This is a genomic window from Synechococcus sp. KORDI-52 (assembly GCF_000737595.1).
Lineage (GTDB): Bacteria > Cyanobacteriota > Cyanobacteriia > PCC-6307 > Cyanobiaceae > Parasynechococcus.
Genome location: NZ_CP006271.1, coordinates 2236537 through 2254160 on the forward strand (window position 1 = coordinate 2236537; position 17624 = coordinate 2254160).

Annotated in this window: 17 protein-coding genes and 3 tRNA genes; 11 read left to right on the plus strand and 9 right to left on the minus strand. The window is 63.2% G+C overall.

What is annotated here, in order from left to right; translation table 11 throughout:
• Positions 1-11 precede the first annotated feature (11 nt).
• The 4 genes from lpdA to KR52_RS11500 all read right to left on the minus strand — a co-directional run bounded on the left by lpdA (position 12) and on the right by KR52_RS11500 (position 2674).
• A complete protein-coding gene (gene lpdA / locus KR52_RS11485; RefSeq protein WP_038556039.1) occupies positions 12-1454 on the minus strand; it encodes a dihydrolipoyl dehydrogenase in 1443 nt (480 codons plus the stop codon).
• The gene (locus tag KR52_RS11490; RefSeq protein ID WP_253912399.1) at positions 1451-2260 is read right to left on the minus strand and encodes an RNA methyltransferase; all 810 of its coding nucleotides are present in this window, start codon (positions 2258-2260) and stop codon (positions 1451-1453) included. Before KR52_RS11490 ends, lpdA begins: the two co-directional genes overlap by 4 nt.
• A gap of 50 nt (positions 2261-2310) precedes the next feature.
• The gene (locus KR52_RS11495; RefSeq protein ID WP_038556043.1) at positions 2311-2559 is read right to left on the minus strand and encodes a hypothetical protein; all 249 of its coding nucleotides are present in this window, start codon (positions 2557-2559) and stop codon (positions 2311-2313) included.
• 31 nt (positions 2560-2590) lie between these two features.
• Positions 2591-2674: transfer RNA gene (locus KR52_RS11500), tRNA-Leu, on the minus strand.
• A 148-nt stretch (positions 2675-2822) separates the two neighbouring features.
• Between KR52_RS11500 and murA the strand changes: the two genes are divergently transcribed.
• The 5 genes from murA (at position 2823) to KR52_RS11525 (ending at position 7192) form a co-directional block, all read left to right on the plus strand.
• Entirely contained in the window at positions 2823-4124 is a 1302-nt protein-coding gene (murA, locus tag KR52_RS11505) for a UDP-N-acetylglucosamine 1-carboxyvinyltransferase (RefSeq protein WP_038556046.1), read from the plus strand.
• A gap of 33 nt (positions 4125-4157) precedes the next feature.
• A tRNA-Leu gene (locus tag KR52_RS11510) sits at positions 4158-4240 on the plus strand.
• Between the two features lie 13 nt (positions 4241-4253).
• Positions 4254-5435: an aspartate aminotransferase family protein gene (locus KR52_RS11515; protein WP_038556049.1), complete on the plus strand. Its 1182-nt coding sequence runs from the start codon at positions 4254-4256 to the stop codon at positions 5433-5435.
• Complete coding sequence (locus KR52_RS11520; protein ID WP_038556053.1) at positions 5436-6650, plus strand: folylpolyglutamate synthase/dihydrofolate synthase family protein; 1215 nt, start codon at positions 5436-5438, stop codon at positions 6648-6650.
• A 68-nt stretch (positions 6651-6718) separates the two neighbouring features.
• The gene (locus KR52_RS11525; protein WP_253912485.1) at positions 6719-7192 is read left to right on the plus strand and encodes a pentapeptide repeat-containing protein; all 474 of its coding nucleotides are present in this window, start codon (positions 6719-6721) and stop codon (positions 7190-7192) included.
• A gap of 3 nt (positions 7193-7195) precedes the next feature.
• Here the strand turns inward: KR52_RS11525 and KR52_RS11530 are convergent, their stop codons facing one another.
• Genes KR52_RS11530 through KR52_RS11540 form a run of 3 tightly spaced genes read right to left on the minus strand, consistent with a single transcriptional unit; the run spans position 7196 to position 10269 of the window.
• Positions 7196-8545, minus strand: a complete 1350-nt coding sequence (locus KR52_RS11530; protein ID WP_038556058.1) for an FAD-binding oxidoreductase — start codon at positions 8543-8545, stop codon at positions 7196-7198.
• Between the two features lie 18 nt (positions 8546-8563).
• Positions 8564-9841, minus strand: a complete 1278-nt coding sequence (locus KR52_RS11535; protein WP_084222003.1) for an amidohydrolase family protein — start codon at positions 9839-9841, stop codon at positions 8564-8566.
• A complete protein-coding gene (locus KR52_RS11540) occupies positions 9838-10269 on the minus strand; it encodes a DUF4359 domain-containing protein (RefSeq protein WP_371257682.1) in 432 nt (143 codons plus the stop codon). The genes KR52_RS11535 and KR52_RS11540 overlap by 4 nt, the downstream gene beginning before the upstream one ends.
• Positions 10270-10311: 42 nt before the next feature.
• Here KR52_RS11540 and KR52_RS11545 point away from each other — a divergent pair.
• Positions 10312-10384, plus strand: a tRNA-His gene (locus tag KR52_RS11545).
• Between the two features lies 1 nt (position 10385).
• On the opposite strand, the gene KR52_RS11550 is transcribed toward KR52_RS11545, so the two are convergent.
• A complete protein-coding gene (locus KR52_RS11550) occupies positions 10386-11468 on the minus strand; it encodes a DUF1611 domain-containing protein (protein ID WP_038556063.1) in 1083 nt (360 codons plus the stop codon).
• Entirely contained in the window at positions 11468-12556 is a 1089-nt protein-coding gene (locus tag KR52_RS11555) for a dipeptide epimerase (protein ID WP_038557311.1), read from the minus strand. The genes KR52_RS11550 and KR52_RS11555 overlap by 1 nt, the downstream gene beginning before the upstream one ends.
• A gap of 74 nt (positions 12557-12630) precedes the next feature.
• Here KR52_RS11555 and miaB point away from each other — a divergent pair, with 74 nt between their 5' ends.
• From miaB to ftsZ, 5 genes are all read left to right on the plus strand, one after another.
• A complete protein-coding gene (miaB, locus tag KR52_RS11560) occupies positions 12631-14025 on the plus strand; it encodes a tRNA (N6-isopentenyl adenosine(37)-C2)-methylthiotransferase MiaB (RefSeq protein WP_038556066.1) in 1395 nt (464 codons plus the stop codon).
• 51 nt (positions 14026-14076) lie between these two features.
• Positions 14077-15129: a D-alanine--D-alanine ligase family protein gene (locus KR52_RS11565; RefSeq protein WP_038556069.1), complete on the plus strand. Its 1053-nt coding sequence runs from the start codon at positions 14077-14079 to the stop codon at positions 15127-15129.
• Between the two features lie 23 nt (positions 15130-15152).
• A complete protein-coding gene (locus KR52_RS11570; RefSeq protein WP_038556072.1) occupies positions 15153-15563 on the plus strand; it encodes a hypothetical protein in 411 nt (136 codons plus the stop codon).
• Positions 15551-16396: a cell division protein FtsQ/DivIB gene (locus KR52_RS11575; protein ID WP_253912400.1), complete on the plus strand. Its 846-nt coding sequence runs from the start codon at positions 15551-15553 to the stop codon at positions 16394-16396. The genes KR52_RS11570 and KR52_RS11575 overlap by 13 nt, the downstream gene beginning before the upstream one ends.
• A 117-nt stretch (positions 16397-16513) precedes the next feature.
• On the plus strand, positions 16514-17623 hold the full coding sequence (gene ftsZ / locus KR52_RS11580; protein ID WP_038556077.1) for a cell division protein FtsZ: 1110 nt from the start codon (positions 16514-16516) through the stop codon (positions 17621-17623).
• Position 17624 lies beyond the last annotated feature (1 nt).

The following is a 17624-nucleotide window of genomic DNA, read 5'->3' on the forward strand; positions in this document are numbered from 1 at the left end:
GCTGGGCGGAATCAGGCGGCCACCTGGGCGGCAGCCTGCTTGTAAGCGACCTCCACCACCTCGCTGAGGGTCGGATGGGTGTGCACTTCGGTAGCGAGCTGACGCACGCTCTGGCGCCGGGCAACGGCATTGGCCACCTCCTGGATCAGGTCGGCGGCATGAAGCCCATAGATGTGGGCGCCAAGCACTTCACCACTGGTTTTGTTGAACAGCAGCTTCATCAGGCCATCGCTGTCCAGCTCAGCCAGAGCTTTGGAATTGGCCTTGAAATAACTGCGCACGGAACCGAGCTGGAAGCCATCCTTCTCCGCCAGAGCCTTGGCATCCGCCTCGCTCAGGCCAACGGAGCTGATCTCGGGATGGGTGAAGGTGGCTGCCGGAATGCTGCGGTAGTCGATCTCGCGCGCATGGCCAAGAATGTTGTCCACAGCAACGGTGCCTTGGGCAGCAGCGGTGTGGGCCAGCATTAGCTTGCCGGTCACATCGCCCACGGCCCAGAGATGGGGAACCGGCTGGCCATCGACCATGACGCGCATGGCGTCGTCGATCGGGACAAAGCCCCGGTTGGTCTCCACCTTCAGCGACTCCAGGTTGAGGCCCTTGCTGCTGGGAACACGCCCTGTCGCCACCAGAACGGCATCCACCTCAAGGGTCTCCACCAGCTCACGGCTGTTGAAATCGGCCAATTCGATCTGCACCGGACAGCCGGGGGTGACCTTGCGGGCGAGCAGACCGGAGCGAGCATCGATATCGCGACCGTCAATGAGATGCCGGCCAGCGATCTTGGCGATGTCGGGGTCAAAGGTGGGCATCACCTTGTCCATCGCCTCGATCATCGTCACTTCGCAACCGAGGGCGGTGTACACATCAGCGAATTCAAGGCCGATGTAACCGCTGCCGATGATGGCGATCCAGCGCGGCAGCCATTCCAGATTGATGGCCTCATCACTGGTGAACACCGTGCGGCCATCGGTTTCGATCCCAGGCGGCACAAAGGGATCAGACCCCGTGGCGATGATCACGTCCTTGGCGGTCAGCACCCGGTCGACGCCGCTTTGCTCCCGCAGCCCCACCCTCTGGCTGCCCTCCAGACGGCCATGGCCTCGGAGGATGGTCACCCCAGCCCTCTCAAGGGTCTTGGTGAGGTTGGTGCGGATGGTTTGGACCAACTGATTGGCGTGGTCAGCGATCTTCTGTCGCTCGAAACGCACCGGAGCTGCGTGAATTCCAAAGCTCGACAAATGCTTGTCGTCCGCCAGCTCACGCACTTTTCCACTGGCAGCCAGCAGCGCCTTGGAAGGAACGCAGCCTCTGTTGACACAGGTGCCACCCATGTCACGGGATTCAACGATCGCCGTTTTCAGTCCGTGCTCGGCGGCATGTTTGGCAGCGTCAAAGCCGCCGTAGCCGGCACCGATAACGATGACGTCAAAGTCGAAGCTGGCGTCGCTCACCCAAACTGCTGCGATGTGGCGGTCATTGTCGCTCGTCGTCGCTCCAGGAGGAGGGGAACGGCAGCAGAGGCCACATTCAGGGATTCCACCCGTGCGCTGTGGGGCAACGTGACGGCATGGGTGCAACAGGCCTGCAGCTCGGGGTGCAGGCCTGTACCTTCGGTGCCGAGCACCAGCGCTGTCGGCAGCGTCCAGTCGAGATCCCAATAGGGAGATGGACGATCGCCCCTACTGGAATCCGGCACCAGGGTGGCCACAACCTGCACTCCCAACGCTCCCAGATGTTTCAGTTGCTGCTGAAGCATCGGAATCGCCATTGCTTCACTGGGACCAAAGCGTTGGTGCGGCAGTTGAAGCAGAGCGCCGGCAGAGGCCCGCAACACTTTTGTCCCAAGCGGATCAACACCACCTCCCATCAGGACCGCATTCACATCAGCAGCCAGCGCCGTCCGCAACAGGGTGCCCAGGTTGCCGGGATCCTGAATGCGGTCAAGAACCAGCACAAACTCCAGATCCGAGGGGACGCTGGGCAGGTCATCCAAGCGGCTCAGGCAGGCAACACCATCGGGTGTGACCGTCGTGAGTGCTGCTCGCAACACCTCATCGGTGACCAGGCGCCATCGCGCCCCGGAGCATTGCTCGGCAAGCGCTGGATGACGCTGCAACCAGCCCTCGGTGGCGATGATTTCCTCAGGCGCCGATCCCCCCTTCAGAAGCTCCTGCAGGAGGTGGGTGCCTTCCAAGAGCAACAACCCTTCTGCCTCACGTCCTGCACGGGTGGCCAGGCTTTTGAGACGCCTGACCAAGGGGTTGCGTCGGCTGGTGACCAGAGGTGAAGAACAATTCAGAAAACGACTCAGAACTCTGCGTGTTTGCGTACGTTCAAACCCTTGTGAACGCTCAAATTTTCACCCTCGAGCTCAAGGCCGGTGATGGCTGCAATTTCACCCTTGATTCCCTCGGCAGCCAGATTCTCAATCAACTTTTTAATGACCTGATCCTCGACGGTTGCGTGATCGATCGAATCAGGAGTCAGAAATTCGATGAATTTGCCAACCTTGGAAGCAACCACTTCCGACGCATTGGAAATTTTCAGGATGATCATGGCTGCCGGTGATACCTACCGACAAAGTTAGTGCGGATGGGGAGACTTGAACTCCCACGATGTTGCCACCACTAGTACCTGAAACTAGCGCGTCTACCAATTCCGCCACATCCGCTGGCGCGTCGCTTTGCGACACGAAAACCATAGGCCATCGCCGCACCACCCCATCAACCCAGAAGAGAGCTGACCAGTTTGAACGCCGGCCGTCTAGACGGTCTCAAAAACAATTGGCAAAATCGCCCCGAAAGGGGATTAACTCACTGATGGTGGCCGTTGCACAAACGTCTCAGGAGAGTCTCAAGCAACGTCTGAATGTCAGTGGTGGCCGCGACTTGAGCGGGACCCTCAAGGTCAGCGGTGCAAAGAATTCTGCGCTGGTGTTGATGACGGCAAGCCTCCTCAGCGCGGAGACCGTCGAACTCAGCAATGTCCCCGCACTGACGGACATCGATGGCATGACCGCCATTCTTGAATCCCTGGGGGTGCATGTGGATCGAATCTCCGACCGCATTCGTCTCACCGCAAGCACGCTCAGCGGCTCGACACCGCCCTACGAACTGGTTAACAGCCTGCGCGCCAGCTTCTTCAGCATCGGGCCCCTGCTGGGACGACTCGGCCACGCACGGGTACCCCTGCCAGGCGGCTGCCGCATTGGGGCACGTCCGGTTGTTGAGCACATCCGCGGCCTCAAAGCCCTTGGTGCCGTCGTGAACGTCGAGCATGGAATTGTCACAGCCTCTGTTCCTGGGAGCAGAAAACGCCTGACAGGCGCTCAGATCGTTCTCGATTGCCCCAGCGTCGGCGCTACGGAAACACTTCTGATGGCTGCTGTGCTGGCGGACGGCGTCTCCACGATTGAGAACGCTGCACATGAGCCTGAGGTGCAGGACCTTGCCAACCTGCTGAACACAATGGGAGCTCGGGTGAGGGGAGCAGGTGGCCCGTTGATCACCATTGAAGGGGTGGAACAGCTACATGGATGCAGCAACTATCCGGTGATTCCCGATCGGATCGAAGCGGGGACCTTCCTGATGGCTGCAGCGATCACACGCTCAACCATGGTTGTTGAACCCGTGATTCCAGAGCATCTCAGCGCTGTGATTCAGAAGCTTCGGGACTGCGGCTGCTCCATCGACATCAACGGCCGAGCCATCACGATCACACCGGGCGTGGTCACGGCCGTGGACATCACCACCCAACCTTTCCCGGGATTCCCCACCGATCTGCAGGCGCCGTTCATGGCTCTGATGTGCACGGCGAAAGGGACCAGTGTGATCAGCGAGAAGATCTATGAAAACCGGCTGCAACACGTGGCCGAACTGCAGCGCATGGGGGCGTCCATTCGTCTCGAAGGCAGCACCGCCATTGTTGAAGGTGTGGCTCAGCTCAGCGCTGCGCCCGTCACCGGCACCGACCTTCGTGCCGCCGCAGCCATGGTGTTGGCTGGTCTTTCAGCCAAGGGAACCACTCAAGTCTCTGGGCTGAAGCACCTCGACCGCGGCTACGACGACCTCGAGCACAAGCTCAACGCTGTGGGCGCTGAGGTGAAGCGCAACATCTCCTGAAACGGGGCCCTTCAATCAATACAATCCCTGTGCGGGAGCCTGGCGGAATTGGTAGACGCAGCTGACTCAAAATCAGCCGGCCACTGGTCTTGGGGGTTCAAGTCCCCCGGCTCCCATCCCTCCGCCGTCATGAACACCTACGGTCGTTTTCCTTTGGCTTTGGCCAAGGGGAAGGGCTGCTGGGTCAAGGACACCCAAGGGCGGCGCTACCTGGATGCTGTTGCTGGCATTGCCACCTGCACCCTGGGCCATAGCGACAGAGCCATGCAGCGGGCTCTGCGCAAGCAGCTGGGACGGCTCCAGCACGTTTCCAACCTCTATCGGATTCCGGAACAGGAAGAGCTGGCCAGCTGGCTGGTGCGCAACAGCTGTGCCGACAGCGTCTTCTTCTGCAATTCCGGCGCTGAAGCTAATGAAGCCGCGATCAAGCTGGCGCGCAAACACGGCCATCAACGGCGCGGCATCGAACAGCCCGTGATCCTCACGGCAGCAGCCAGCTTCCATGGCCGCACGCTCGCGGCGGTCACCGCCACCGGTCAACCCAAGTTCCACAAGGGTTTTGAGCCCATGGTGACTGGGTTTGATTATTTCCCTTACAACGATCTGAAGGCCCTCGAAGCCCTGATCAACCGCTACGAACAGGCCGGTCCCTCGATCGCGGCCGTTCTGGTGGAGCCCCTACAAGGTGAGGGTGGCGTCAACCCTGGAAACCGCGCCTTCTTCTCACGCCTGCGCGAGATCTGCACGGAGCGAAGCATTCTGCTGATCCTTGATGAGGTGCAGGTGGGCATGGGGCGGAGTGGCCGCCTCTGGGGCTATGAGCAACTGGGCATCACCCCTGACGCCTTCACCCTGGCCAAGGGCCTTGGCGGTGGCCATGCCATTGGTGCCCTGCTGGTGAATGCGTCAGCTGATGTGTTTGAACCCGGCGACCATGCCAGCACCTTCGGCGGCAATCCTTTCGCCTGCCGGGCGGGGTTGACGGTGGCCACCGAAATCGAACGACGAGATCTGCTGACCAATGTCACAGCCCGAGGCGAACAACTGCGCGACGGGCTCCAGGAGCTTGTGAACTGCTTCCCCGAGCACCTGCAAGGCGTGCGGGGCTGGGGCCTGCTGCAAGGCATCGTGATCCGGGAGGACAGCAGTTGGACGGCTCCCGCACTGGCGAAAGCCGCCATCGACCACGGTCTGCTGCTGGTGGCGGCAGGCCCCTCAGTGCTGCGCATGGTGCCCCCTCTGACGATCAACAAGCGCGAGGTGCGCGAACTGCTGCGCCGTCTGGCGGCAACCCTCTCCAGCCTCAGCTGAGTGGACGATCTTTCTGATCTGATCCCACGCTTTGATCTGCGTGGCATGGATCTGCAGTTGGATCGCATGGATGCGGCCCTCCACGATCTAGGCCATCCCTGTCGGTCGGTTCCCGCCATTCAGGTGCTGGGCACCAACGGGAAGGGATCCATCGTCAGCTTTCTGGAATCAGCCCTCTGTGCCGCCGGACTCCGCTGCGGTGTCACCACCTCGCCTCACCTGGTGAGCTGGTGCGAACGCATCCGGATCCAGGGACAACCGATTGCTCTGGACGCACTGCGGTCCCAGTTGCAGGCCCTCCAACCTCTGAACGAGCGGCATCGGCTGACCCCCTTTGAACTGCTTGTGACCGCAGCCTTCTTGGCGTTTCAGCGGCACGCCTGTGAGCTGCTGGTGCTGGAAGTGGGGCTGGGGGGACGGCTTGACGCCACCACGGCCCACCCATACCGCCCTGTGGTGGCCGTCGCCAGCATTGGCCTGGACCACTGCGAGCACCTGGGCAGCAGCCTTAGCGCCATCGCAACCGAAAAAGCAGCAGCGATCCCGCCCCAGGCCACCGTGATCAGTTGCGTCCAAGACCCTGAGGTCGAGATCGTCCTGGAGGACACCTGCAGGACCCAGCAGGCCAAACTCCAATGGGTGAAGCCCCTGGATCCAACCTGGCAGCTGGGCTTGCCCGGCGAGATTCAGCGGAGCAACGCCGCTGTGGCCCTCAGTGCCTTGCAAGCTCTCTCGGGCTTGGGCTGGTCTCTGCCTGAGACCGTGATCCAGGAAGGCTTCGCCACAGCCCGCTGGCCCGGTCGCCTGCAGACCGTGCAATGGGGGGAGCACCGACTTCTCCTGGATGGAGCCCACAATCCACCGGCCGCGGTCCAACTGGCCGAAGAGCGCAAGAGATGGACCAACGCCTCCAGCGGTGTGGTGTGGATCCTGGCGATTCAGGCCCACAAGGACGCTGTCGCCATGCTCGAGGCCCTGCTACAGCCCCAGGACCGGGCCTGGATCATTCCGGTACCCAGCCACAGGAGCTGGAGCCGGTCGGCCCTCCTCCAGGAACTACCCCAGCTCGAGCTCCAGCTGCATGAGGCCGACAGGCTTGAAGCCGTGCTGACCCAATTCAGCAGCGATGGATGGCCAACACCGGTGCCGATTGTTGCCGGATCGATTTATCTGATCGGTGACCTGTTCGCTCGCGGCATTGTGACGGCAGAGTGATCTCAACTTGAGCGCGGACTGTGCTGCGAATCACCTGGCTGCTGAGCCTTCTCCTGCCCCTTGTGCTCATGGCCGCTCCAGCACAAGCCCTGGACACCTCGGCTGGGGTGGGACTGCAGGAGCGGGCCCTGTTCCAGGAGAAGGTGGACTACACCCTCACCAACCAGAGCAACGGTGATTTCGAGGGGCAGAACCTGGCCAACACCTCCTTCGCCGGAGCGGTGGGCCGCGGAGCCAATTTCCGAGGGGCCAACCTGCATGGAGCGATCCTCACCCAGGGGGCCTTCGCTGAAGCGGATTTCCAGGGCGCTGATCTCTCCGATGCCCTGATGGATCGCGCCGACTTCGTCGCCACGGATCTACGCAACGCCGTCCTCACCGGAATCATTGCGTCGGGCAGCAGCTTCACCAATGCCCAGATCGAGGGGGCCGATTTCACCGATGCCCTGCTCGATCGTGATGATCAACGCCGGCTGTGCCGCGAGGCGGATGGCATCAATCCCAGCACCGGAGTCACCACCTTCGACAGCCTGGGCTGCTGATCCTCAGAGGCGCTCATCCCAACCCCGGAGCTTGCCGGGATTGAGCAAACCGGCTGGATCAAAGTGGTGCTTGGCCGCCACCTGATCAGCATCGACAACGCCAAGGCCGCCGTCCTCCACGGTGATCACGTGAGGGTTGAACAGCACGGCACCCGCCGCTTTGCAGTCATGCATCAACCGACAGAGCTGCTCCTCCCCCTGCCAGCGCACCAGCGGAAGGGCCGCCAGACGGGCACAGCCCTGCTGGCGCACCAGCTCAAGATGCCAGATCAGGGCATCCCCCCAGCGCTGCTTCAACGCGGCCATTGCCGGCAACTCCGGCTGCGGCAACAGCATCTGGAGGTAGGTCCATCCCGGCTCTGAAGCCCGCACATGCAGGGTGGTGTGATTCCAGCTCAGCTCACGCAATCCATGGGCGCATGAAAGATCCTCTGGCCCAAGATCCCGCAGGGTGCCGCCGGCTGACTGGGCCATGCGTTGCAGGCTGGTGAGTCCATCCGGGGCAACGAGCAACAACAGCCGGTGCGCCGAAACGACAGGACCAGCCCAAGTGGGCAGGCGTGCCAGCAGGGGCTGTTCCAGCAGGGTGGCCAGATGGAGATCCACAGCTGATGCCGCGATCCTCTGCATCAGCTCGATCGCCTGTTCCCAGCGGTCGCAGTCCACACTCACCTGGTGCCAGTGGACCGCTGGAGCGGTGGCCAGGCTGAGGGCCGTGATGATGCCGTTGGTGCCGTAGGCATGGTTCAAGGCCTCAGCCTCGATCTCGTCGATCTGACGGCACTGGGCATTGGGACGGAGCGGCACGACCTCCATCCCGAGCAGATGGCCTGGATCGCGCAGAAATCCCCAGCGCGAGGAGCCGATCCCCCCAGAGCCCCCCGCAATGAAGCCACCAATTGTGGCGCTGCGCCAGGTGCTGGGCATCAAGCGCAGCTGGCGCCCATGCCGGCGCAGCTCCTGATCCAGATCGCGCATCACACAACCCGGTTCCACGGTCACCACGCCGGTCGCCGCATCAAACGATCGGATCTGCCTCAGGGCCGCAGTGAGCATCACCACGCCACCGTGCAGAGGCACACACTGTCCGTAGTTCCCCGTGCCGGTGCCCCTCAGGGTTAAGGGAACCTGATGGTCAGCACAGGCTGAGGCAAGCCGTTCAACCGCCTTCACGGTTTTGGGGCGAACCACCAACTCAGCACGACAGGACTGCAACTGTGGCGTCAGGACCGGGGAGTACTCAAAGGCATCCCGGGAATGGCGCTGCAGCTCAGCCGGTTCGGTGAACAGCTCCAGATCAGGAACAGCACTGAGGGCTTGCCGGAGGGCGATCAAGGCTTCAGCGCGACCCATGGCGTGGCGGAACACTGGTCAGGGTCTAGCGCCCGACGACGACACCCAGTGGCCCTTCACGAGAACCTGGCGCTGCGGAGGGCAGCGAATCAGATCCGACCATCCCTGACCCTCCACGCTGATCAGATCGGCTGGAGCACCATCCCGCAGCACCCCATCCCACTCCAGCTGAAGCACAGCGGACGGTGCCGTGGTGAAGGGGGCGAGGCCCAGCCGCTGCCAGGGCAACAGCTGGGTCAACGGCATCGATGCGGCCAGCAGGGCCAAGGGGTCGAAGTCGCCTCCGGGAAACCAGGGGTCGGCGACGTTGTCACCCGCCACCGCCACCGGAACGCCGCAGCGTTGTAACTGACGGATCGGGGCCTGCGGACGCTGAAGCGGTGTGGTGCCCTGCGATCGCGCCAGCAACCAGGCATTGGTGAGGGGCAGGGCGATGACGTGAAGCTGGGCAGCCGCCATGCGCTCTGCCAAACGCTCCAAGCGGGAGGCCGGCAGCAAGGCAAGGCTGCTGGCATGGCTGCAGGTGATGGGAACCGACACCGGCACACGCCGCAGAGCCCTGAGCAGCTGAACCATGCCCTCGGCCGGACCATGCTCGGCCTCATCAATGTGGAGGTCGACGCCGCAGTTGTGGCGGTCTGCCAGACGCAGCAGCACCTCCAGCTGATCGCTCACCAGAGCCGATCCCCAGGGTGGCGTCAGAACGCCACCGAGGCAGCCCCCACTGGCGGCGACGCGACGGGCCAAGGCCTCCGCTTCAGCTGAACCCCAGAAGGCCAGAGGAACCAGCGCCACCAACTGCAGATCAATGCGACTGCGCCAACGCTGCTGAAGGGTGAGCAGTGCCTCCCAGCTGGCCTCGGCACCGGAGCCACCACTGTCGACATGGCTGCGCATGGCCCTCAACCCATGGTGGAACGCCCTCTCCATGGCGCGCTCCCCCCGTTGGAGAACGGAGGCCGAAGTTCGGGTGTTGTGCTCCTGCAGGTTGGCGTCCAGGGCACCCTCGTAGCTGCCGTTGAGGTTGGGGTACTCCTGCCAGGTGTAGGCCTTATCCAGATGGACATGGCCATCCACCAAGCGCGGCAGCACCATCCGGGACGGTGGCGGTTGGTGCGCAGGCAGCGGTTGGGGCTCGCGCAGGCACCCTTGATGCCAGGCGAGTCGCACGGGAGTCAACCCCTGCTTCTCGATGGTGGTTAGGGGCGTTTCAGGGTCGAAATCCAGCAACCCCAGGGGAACCCACGCGTCAAGGACTCCACTCCCCGAGGCCTCATGAGACAGGGCATCCGTCACTCCCGTGCACCGCTGCTCGCGTCGGTTCTGAGGATCAAAAAACGACCGGCCACGCCGAGGGTGAGCACATCGAAGCCGGGTAGGCGCAACCCCGGCAGCAACTCCTGCCCCCCCATGCGCGTGGAATACAAACTGGCCACCACAAGATTGCGACGGTTGGTGAATTGACCGGCCAGCGCCGCCAGGGCCTCCCGCTGAGACGCAATCAGCTCTGGGCAATTGCGGATCCAAAGACGCAGGACCATCGGCAGCGTCGGATCGTCACAGAGTTCCTTGGTGCCCAACGTGACCAGCTGGGCGCCGGCGTGGGCCTCGTAGTCCTCCAGGCTCGGATTGGAGACCACCAGCGACAGCACGCCGGCCGCAGCCACAACTCCCGCCAGCAGCGCCAGAGCAGGCACACGTTGCTGAGGGGGTGAAGGGGACACCAGGCAGGCTGCAGCTCGTGTTGGTAGATTCTCACGGACGCGGCGGGCGTCGCCAAGTGGTTAAGGCAGCGGCTTGTGGCGCCGCTATTCGGGGGTTCGAATCCCCTCGCTCGCCCTCAATCTTTCAGCAATGCTTTGAGCAAGGGATCTGCTCCCCACCTGATGGGGTCTGTGCAGGGCAGCTGCAGCATTTGATGAACGCCCTCCACCTCTCGCCTGGCCTGATCCTCATCAAGCCGCGCGGTGTTGAGGGCGACCGCCGCCACCTTGACTGGCGGGTGTGCACCGTCAGGCTGAGCCCAGCTGGCCAGAGTTTCCATGGTGGCCACCAACTCCGCCAGTGGAGGGAGCGGAATCTGAGGCAGTCGATCGATGGTCGTCTGGCCAGCCCGATGCACCAGCAGGAGAGCGGTGGGCTGAACCCCCCGAAGCAGGGGGAGCGTGGCTGTTGAGGCGGGGTGACACAACGACCCCTGCCCTTCAACGAGCACGAGGCCCTGCTCCGGCAAAGCGGCAGCGGCCCGAAGCACCGCCGCCTCCACCGCACCGGCGGCGTAATCCACACGAACAGCATCAAGGGCAACCCCCTCACCGCTGATCAGAATTCCCGCCTGCCCCGTTCCCACAAAGCGCGCGGGAATCCCGGTTCGCTGGGCTGCCTCCAACAGCGCCAGGCACGCACTCATCTTGCCCACGGCCATATCGGTTCCAACGGCCAGAAGGCGTCGACAGGGGAGTGCTGCGGCCCGTGCCTGGCCAACCTTGAGCGTCTCCGGCTCCCGCCGCAAATCCCAGATCCAGTGGTCGGGCCAGCAGGCTGCCGCCAGTTCCGGATCCTCAGCCAGACGGGTGTGGAGTCCGCTGGCGAGGTGCAGGCCTGCCCGCAACGCCGCCAGGGCGTCATGACGAACAGGGTCCGGGAGCTGCCCCCCCGAGGGAGCCAGGCCAACCACTGCGGCCTCCGGCTTGTAGGGCAGCGCAGCGGCCAAATCCGCCACAACCGGCACGACACGATCGATGCCGGTGATCTGCGGCAAGGACTGGCCGGCATGGTCGGGATCAATCACGGCGACGATCGGTCCGGCGCGATGGCGCAGCATGGCCAGACCGGTCTTGCCGGTGAGGCTGGCCATGCCGCCGTGTTGGAGCAGCACCAACCGCATCTCCCGAAATCCCGGCGGTGCCTGAATCCCGCTCATCACGTTGCCGTGCCTCCTGCCTGGCGGATCCCCAATCCAGCCGCCGCCGAAGGCCGCAGACGATCGTCCTTCAACCCAAGGCCAACAAAGGGGTCGTCCATCAAATTGAGATGGCTGTCGAGATCAGGCCAACGGATCAGAGGCAGCAACTGAGCCGCTGCACCATTCAGCAGGGAACTGTCGGAATAACACCCCACCATCAGATCCAGCCCCTTCCGCTGCGCCAATCGAGCCATCAACAGGGCCTGACTGAGTCCCCCGGTCTTGAGAAGCTTGAGGTTCACGCCATCCACCACCGGAGCCAGGCGCAGCAGATCCTCCAGATCCCAGCAACTTTCGTCCGCCACCAGGGGCATCGGACAGTGCGGGTGGAGCGCCGCGAACCCCGCCGTGTCCTGCGTCGGATCCAGATCAGGAGCCAGAGGTTGCTCCAGCAGAACCACCTGGTGTGATGCCAGGGGCTCCAGCATCCGCCTGGCCTGATCCAGGGTCCAACCACCGTTGGCATCCACCTGCAGTTCGATGGCCACACCCTGCGTCTGGGATCGTTCTGTGATCGCCTGAGCCACCGCGTTCAGCAGGCTTCGGTCGTGGTCCAAACCGTCGGGGCTGCCCAACTTCAGCTTCACACGCGTGGCCGGCAGCTGCCTCCACCAGCGGTCCAGGCGATTCAGCGCCGCAGGCACAGAAGCCAGTCCCAGGGTGACGCTGGTGGCGAGGCCATCGGCGGCATCCAACCCCCAGAGCCGCCACAGCGGCTGAGCGAGCCGTTGCCCGTACCAATCCCACAACGCGAGGTCGACGGCACAACGGGCTGGCGGACTCAAAGGCTCCAGCAAGGGCTCGAACCGTTGCGGACGGTCGGGATCGAGAACCTCCAGATGCGGCAACAGCGCCAGCAGCTCCTGTTCCACCGCCTCAAGGGCAAAAGCACGGTGGCCGGTCTCAAATCCACCGGTCTCGCCGCGGCCGGTCAATCCATCCCGTTCCAACCTGAGCTCCAAGCGCACCACGGCAGCCGTGGTGCCCCGGCTGATCGTGAGGGGCACGGCCTTGGTGAGCGAAAACCGCCTGAGGGCCCAGCCCATCGCCATCCGGCTGTCAATCTCCAAACTGACACAACACCGCTGTGACTCACACTGAGAAGGCTTGAGCCAGAGATTTGGTCGCCTCCGCCCCCCTCGCCACTAACGCCACTGCCAATCCCCAGCGTGGCAGCTACTGGATCACAACCTTCGGCTGCCAGATGAACAAGGCGGATTCCGAACGGATGGCGGGAATCCTGGAAGCCATGGGCTATCGGGAGGCGTCAGCCGAACTGGATGCCGACCTGGTGCTCTACAACACCTGCACCATCCGGGACAACGCCGAACAGAAGGTTTACAGCTACCTAGGCAGACAGGCCCAACGGAAACGCAGCAACCCCAATCTCACTCTGGTGGTGGCGGGCTGTGTTGCCCAGCAGGAGGGCGAATCGCTGCTCCGGCGGGTGCCGGAGCTTGATCTGGTGATGGGACCGCAGCACGCCAATCGGCTTGAGACGTTGTTGCTTCAGGTGGACAGCGGCCAGCAGGTGGTCGCCACCGAAGAGCACCACATCCTTGAAGACATCACCACGGCCCGCCGGGACAGCAGCATCTGCGGCTGGGTGAACGTGATCTACGGCTGCAACGAACGTTGCACCTACTGCGTGGTGCCCTCCGTGCGCGGCAAAGAACAATCACGGCTGCCCCAGACGATCAAGCTGGAGATGGAGGGTCTTGCCGCCCAGGGCTACAAAGAAATCACCCTGCTTGGCCAGAACATTGATGCCTACGGCCGGGATCTACCGGGCATCACACCGGAGGGTCGCCGCCAACACACCCTCACGGATTTGCTCCATCACGTTCACGACGTGGAGGGCATTGAACGGATCCGTTTTGCCACCAGCCATCCGCGCTACTTCACCGAGCGGCTGATCGATGCCTGTGCCGACCTGCCCAAGCTCTGTGAACACTTCCACATTCCGTTCCAAAGCGGGGACAACGACGTGTTGCAGGCCATGGCCCGGGGCTACACCGTGGAGCGTTACCGGCGGATCATCGACCGCATCCGTGAGCGCATGCCCGATGCCTCCCTCAGCGCTGATGTGATCGTCGCGTTCCCCGGCGAAACCGATGCGCAGTACCGCCGCACCCTTGATCTGATCGAAGAAATCGGCTTCGACCAGGTGAACACGGCGGCTTATTCCCCGCGGCCCAACACCCCTGCCGCCAACTGGGACCAGCAGCTGCCGGAAACAGTGAAGGTGGAACGCCTGCGCGAGATCAATGCCCTGGTGGAGCGCTGCGCCCGCCAGGCCAATGCCCGCTACGAGGGCCGCGTCGAAGAAGTGCTGGCGGAGGGCATCAATCCCAAGGACCCATCCCAACTGATGGGGCGCACCCGAACCAATCGCCTGACCTTCTTCAGCGCCACCGGACCGGATGGTCACGCCTACAGCGCAGGTGATCTCGTGCAGGTGCGCATCGATGCGGTGCGCTCCTTTTCACTCAGCGGCAGCCCCCTGCCCCACTGAGCACAACGCTGATACCTTTGGCGCTCCCACTGCTCAGGGGTCGCAGCCGCCATGCCGTCCAGCCCTATCACGGTCGGCCTCGTCTTTGGAGGCCGCTCTGGAGAGCACGAGGTATCGATCCGATCCGCGGCCACCGTGGTTCGCGGCCTGCGCAGCGGAAACAACACGGAGCGCTACACCGTCCAGCCGATCTACATCGACCGAGATGGCCGCTGGTGGGGTAAGGATCTGGCCGAGGAGACCCTGGCCACCGAAACGGCACCGAACCTCAGCCCGCCGCTGCCTCCCTCGGGTTTCCAAGGCTTCCCGGAGGGCAGCGAAGCAGTCGACATCTGGTACCCGGTGCTGCATGGTCCCAATGGGGAAGATGGAACCATTCAGGGGTTGTTCCAGCTGACCGGCAAACCGTTTGTGGGAGCCGGGGTTCTTGGCTCAGCGGTGAGCATGGACAAGCAGGCGATGAAGTCCGCCTTCGCGAGCGCCGGGCTGTCCCAGGTGCCCTATGTGGCCCTTCATGCCTCCGAACTCGAGGATGCCAACAGCCGATCCACCCTCCTCGATCGGATTGAAAGCGAACTGACTTACCCCTGTTTCGTGAAGCCCGCGAATCTCGGCTCCTCGGTGGGGATCAGCAAGGTGCGGTCTCGCACGGAACTGGAAGCCGGTCTCAACCAGGCAGCAGCACTCGACCCGAGACTGGTGGTGGAGCAGGGCGTCAACGCCAGGGAAGTGGAATGCGCGGTGCTGGGGGGGCGCCGCCTCGAAGCATCCGTAGTCGGCGAAGTGCGTTTCGATGCGGACTGGTACGACTACGAGACGAAGTACACCGCTGGGCGGAGCTCCACGCTGATTCCCGCCCCCCTGCCGGATCCAGTGACTGAGCGCATCCGTACCCAGGCGTTACAAGCCTGTGCAGCCGTTGGCGTCGACGGCATGGGTCGGGTGGACTTCTTCTACGACGACGCCAATGATCAGCTGTGGATCAACGAAATCAACACCCTGCCTGGTTTCACGGCGCAGAGCATGTTCCCGATGCTCTGGGCGGCCAGTGGCGTAACACTCGAGCAGTTGGTGCACCAACTGCTCCAATCAGCAGGAGAATGAACACAGCGTCCTTCGCCTAACCCATGAGCCACGGACTGCTTTGGCTACCCCTGCTGCTGGCCTTCGTGCTGCTGGCCTCGCTTGGATGGCTGGAACGGCGGCGCCAGAACCTGTTTCGTACCTGGGCGGAAGGCTCGGAACTCGCCAAGCTGGATGGCTGCGGTGGTGCCCGTCTGAAAGACGGTGAACTGCACTGGAGCAGCTTCGAAGCGGGCAGTTTTCAGGATCAGGGCTCGTTTGACGTCTGCAAACTCGAGCTTGTGGAACTGATGTCACTGGCCTCCGGTGATGCGCCCCTTACCGAGGAGTCCCAGGGCCGTTGTCGGCTGCGCCTGATCGGCAAAGATCTGCAGATGGATGTGCCCTTCTCCGACGCCGAACGCGCGCGCAGCTGGGGTGAACAGTTGATGGCGCGGGCCCGGTGCGACCTTTGAACAGGGCCACCGCCAAGACGACGCCAACGCAGCGGCCCATCTCCGCTCAGGTTGCCCGCCGCCGAGCGTTACGCCAGCAGCGTCGCCAAGCCTTGTTGCTTCAGCTCTGGCGCCTCGTGGCCATGCTGCTGCTCAGTGGGGGATGCGCATGGATCCTGCTGCGCCATGGCTGGACCATGCATAGCCCTGAGGCAGTGGTCCTGAAAGGTGAGGTTGCCCTCGAGAAGAACCAAGTTGTCGAGGCGGCCAAACTGCGCTTTCCCCAACCCCTGCTCGAGGTCAGCCCCAGAGCGCTGGAAGCACAGCTGATCAGCACCCTGCCCGTGCGAAGCGCTCAGGTGGAGCGCCAGATGCTGCCCGCTCGCCTAATCATCAACCTGAAGCCGGAGATTCCCATCGCTCGCGCCGAGCGTCAGGGTCCCGCTGGACGGGAACGGGGGCTGCTGAATGCCGAAGGGCAGTGGCTCCCCCTGACCGACGTCTCCCCAGAACCGCTGACGAACATCCTGGTGCGCGGTTGGAACGACCAGCAACGCAGTGAAGTTGCTGCGCTGCTGGAACAACGGGATCGGTTGGAGGGTCTGCTCAAAGCCGTCGTGCTTCACCCTGACGGCGACATCAGCCTGATCACCAATGCCTTGGGCCGGATCGATCTCGGAGGCGAACCCTCACTTTTGAATGCCCAGATCGAGACCATCCTTCACCTGAACAACACGCTGCCGGAACAGCTCCGCCAGACCCGGCAAAGCAGTCTGGATCTCAGCAATCCCGACCGCCCGGAGCTGCAACGTCCAAAATCGGCGGCACCCAAGAACGCCAAGACGCAACCCTGAGAGCACAGCCTGAAAAATCTGGAGACCACAACCTCATCGCCTGGTTTGTGATCTGTTGAAGCCGGGACCAGTCTTCAGGGACATAATGCAACCCAACCAAATGGTTCAGCCTCGACGATGGAGATGGTGAGCGGTTCAGCATCCTTTTCAGCAGCTGGAATCCAGCCCAGCCAGTCCGCCCGCATCGAGGTCATTGGTGTTGGCGGCGGCGGCAGCAATGCCGTCAACCGGATGATCCTCAGCGATCTTGAAGGGGTGGGTTATCGCGTTCTCAACACCGATGCCCAGGCCCTGATTCAGTCACAGGCCCAGCAACGGCTGCAGCTGGGGCAGACCCTCACCCGGGGGCTCGGTGCTGGCGGCAATCCCACCATCGGCCAGAAGGCAGCTGAGGAATCCCGCACGGACCTCCACGATGCGCTGCAGGGGTCGGATCTGGTGTTCATTGCCGCGGGCATGGGCGGGGGCACCGGAACCGGGGCAGCACCGGTGGTTGCCGAGGTGGCCCGGGAAGTCGGAGCTCTCACCGTTGGCATCGTCACCAAGCCCTTCAGCTTCGAGGGCCGGCGTCGCATGCGTCAGGCCGATGAAGGCATTGCTCGATTGGTAGAGCATGTGGACACCCTGATCGTGATCCCCAACGACCGGCTGAGGGAGGCCATCGCCGGAGCACCGCTTCAGGAGGCCTTCCGCAGTGCGGATGACGTCCTGCGCATGGGCGTGAAGGGCATCAGTGACATCATCACGTGCCCCGGACTGGTGAACGTTGACTTCGCCGATGTCCGTTCCGTGATGACCGAAGCAGGCACAGCACTGCTGGGAATCGGCATTGGTTCCGGCCGCTCGCGCGCCGTGGAAGCAGCTCAGGCGGCGATTGCCAGCCCACTGCTGGAAACCGAACGCATCGATGGAGCCCAGGGCTGTGTGATCAACATCAGCGGCGGCAAGGACATGACTCTGGAGGACATGACCACGGCCTCCGAGGTGATCTACGACGTCGTCGACCCGGAAGCGAACATCATTGTCGGAGCTGTGGTGGATGAAGCTCTCGAAGGCGAGATTCACGTCACCGTGATCGCCACAGGATTCGACAACAAGCAGTCCTACCGGAGCGAACGCGGCCGCTCCATGCCTGCCATGACGCCCCCTGCCGTTCCCGAGGAGAACGGGGCCAGAATCCCTGACTTCCTGCGCCGCCGTCAGCAGCAGGACGACAGCTCTGTCTGAA

Excerpts from the sequence above, each read along its gene's own strand:
- KR52_RS11495 (WP_038556043.1), bottom strand. The coding sequence starts at position 2,559 with ATGATCATCCTGAAAATTTCCAATGCGTCGGAAGTGGTTGCTTCCAAG.
- murA (WP_038556046.1), top strand. The coding sequence starts at position 2,823 with ATGGTGGCCGTTGCACAAACGTCTCAGGAGAGTCTCAAGCAACGTCTG.
- KR52_RS11515 (WP_038556049.1), top strand. The coding sequence starts at position 4,254 with ATGAACACCTACGGTCGTTTTCCTTTGGCTTTGGCCAAGGGGAAGGGC.
- KR52_RS11525 (WP_253912485.1), top strand. The coding sequence starts at position 6,719 with ATGGCCGCTCCAGCACAAGCCCTGGACACCTCGGCTGGGGTGGGACTG.
- KR52_RS11530 (WP_038556058.1), bottom strand. The coding sequence starts at position 8,545 with ATGGGTCGCGCTGAAGCCTTGATCGCCCTCCGGCAAGCCCTCAGTGCT.
- KR52_RS11550 (WP_038556063.1), bottom strand. The coding sequence starts at position 11,468 with ATGAGCGGGATTCAGGCACCGCCGGGATTTCGGGAGATGCGGTTGGTG.
- KR52_RS11555 (WP_038557311.1), bottom strand. The coding sequence starts at position 12,556 with ATGGGCTGGGCCCTCAGGCGGTTTTCGCTCACCAAGGCCGTGCCCCTC.
- KR52_RS11565 (WP_038556069.1), top strand. The coding sequence starts at position 14,077 with ATGCCGTCCAGCCCTATCACGGTCGGCCTCGTCTTTGGAGGCCGCTCT.
- KR52_RS11570 (WP_038556072.1), top strand. The coding sequence starts at position 15,153 with ATGAGCCACGGACTGCTTTGGCTACCCCTGCTGCTGGCCTTCGTGCTG.
- ftsZ (WP_038556077.1), top strand. The coding sequence starts at position 16,514 with ATGGAGATGGTGAGCGGTTCAGCATCCTTTTCAGCAGCTGGAATCCAG.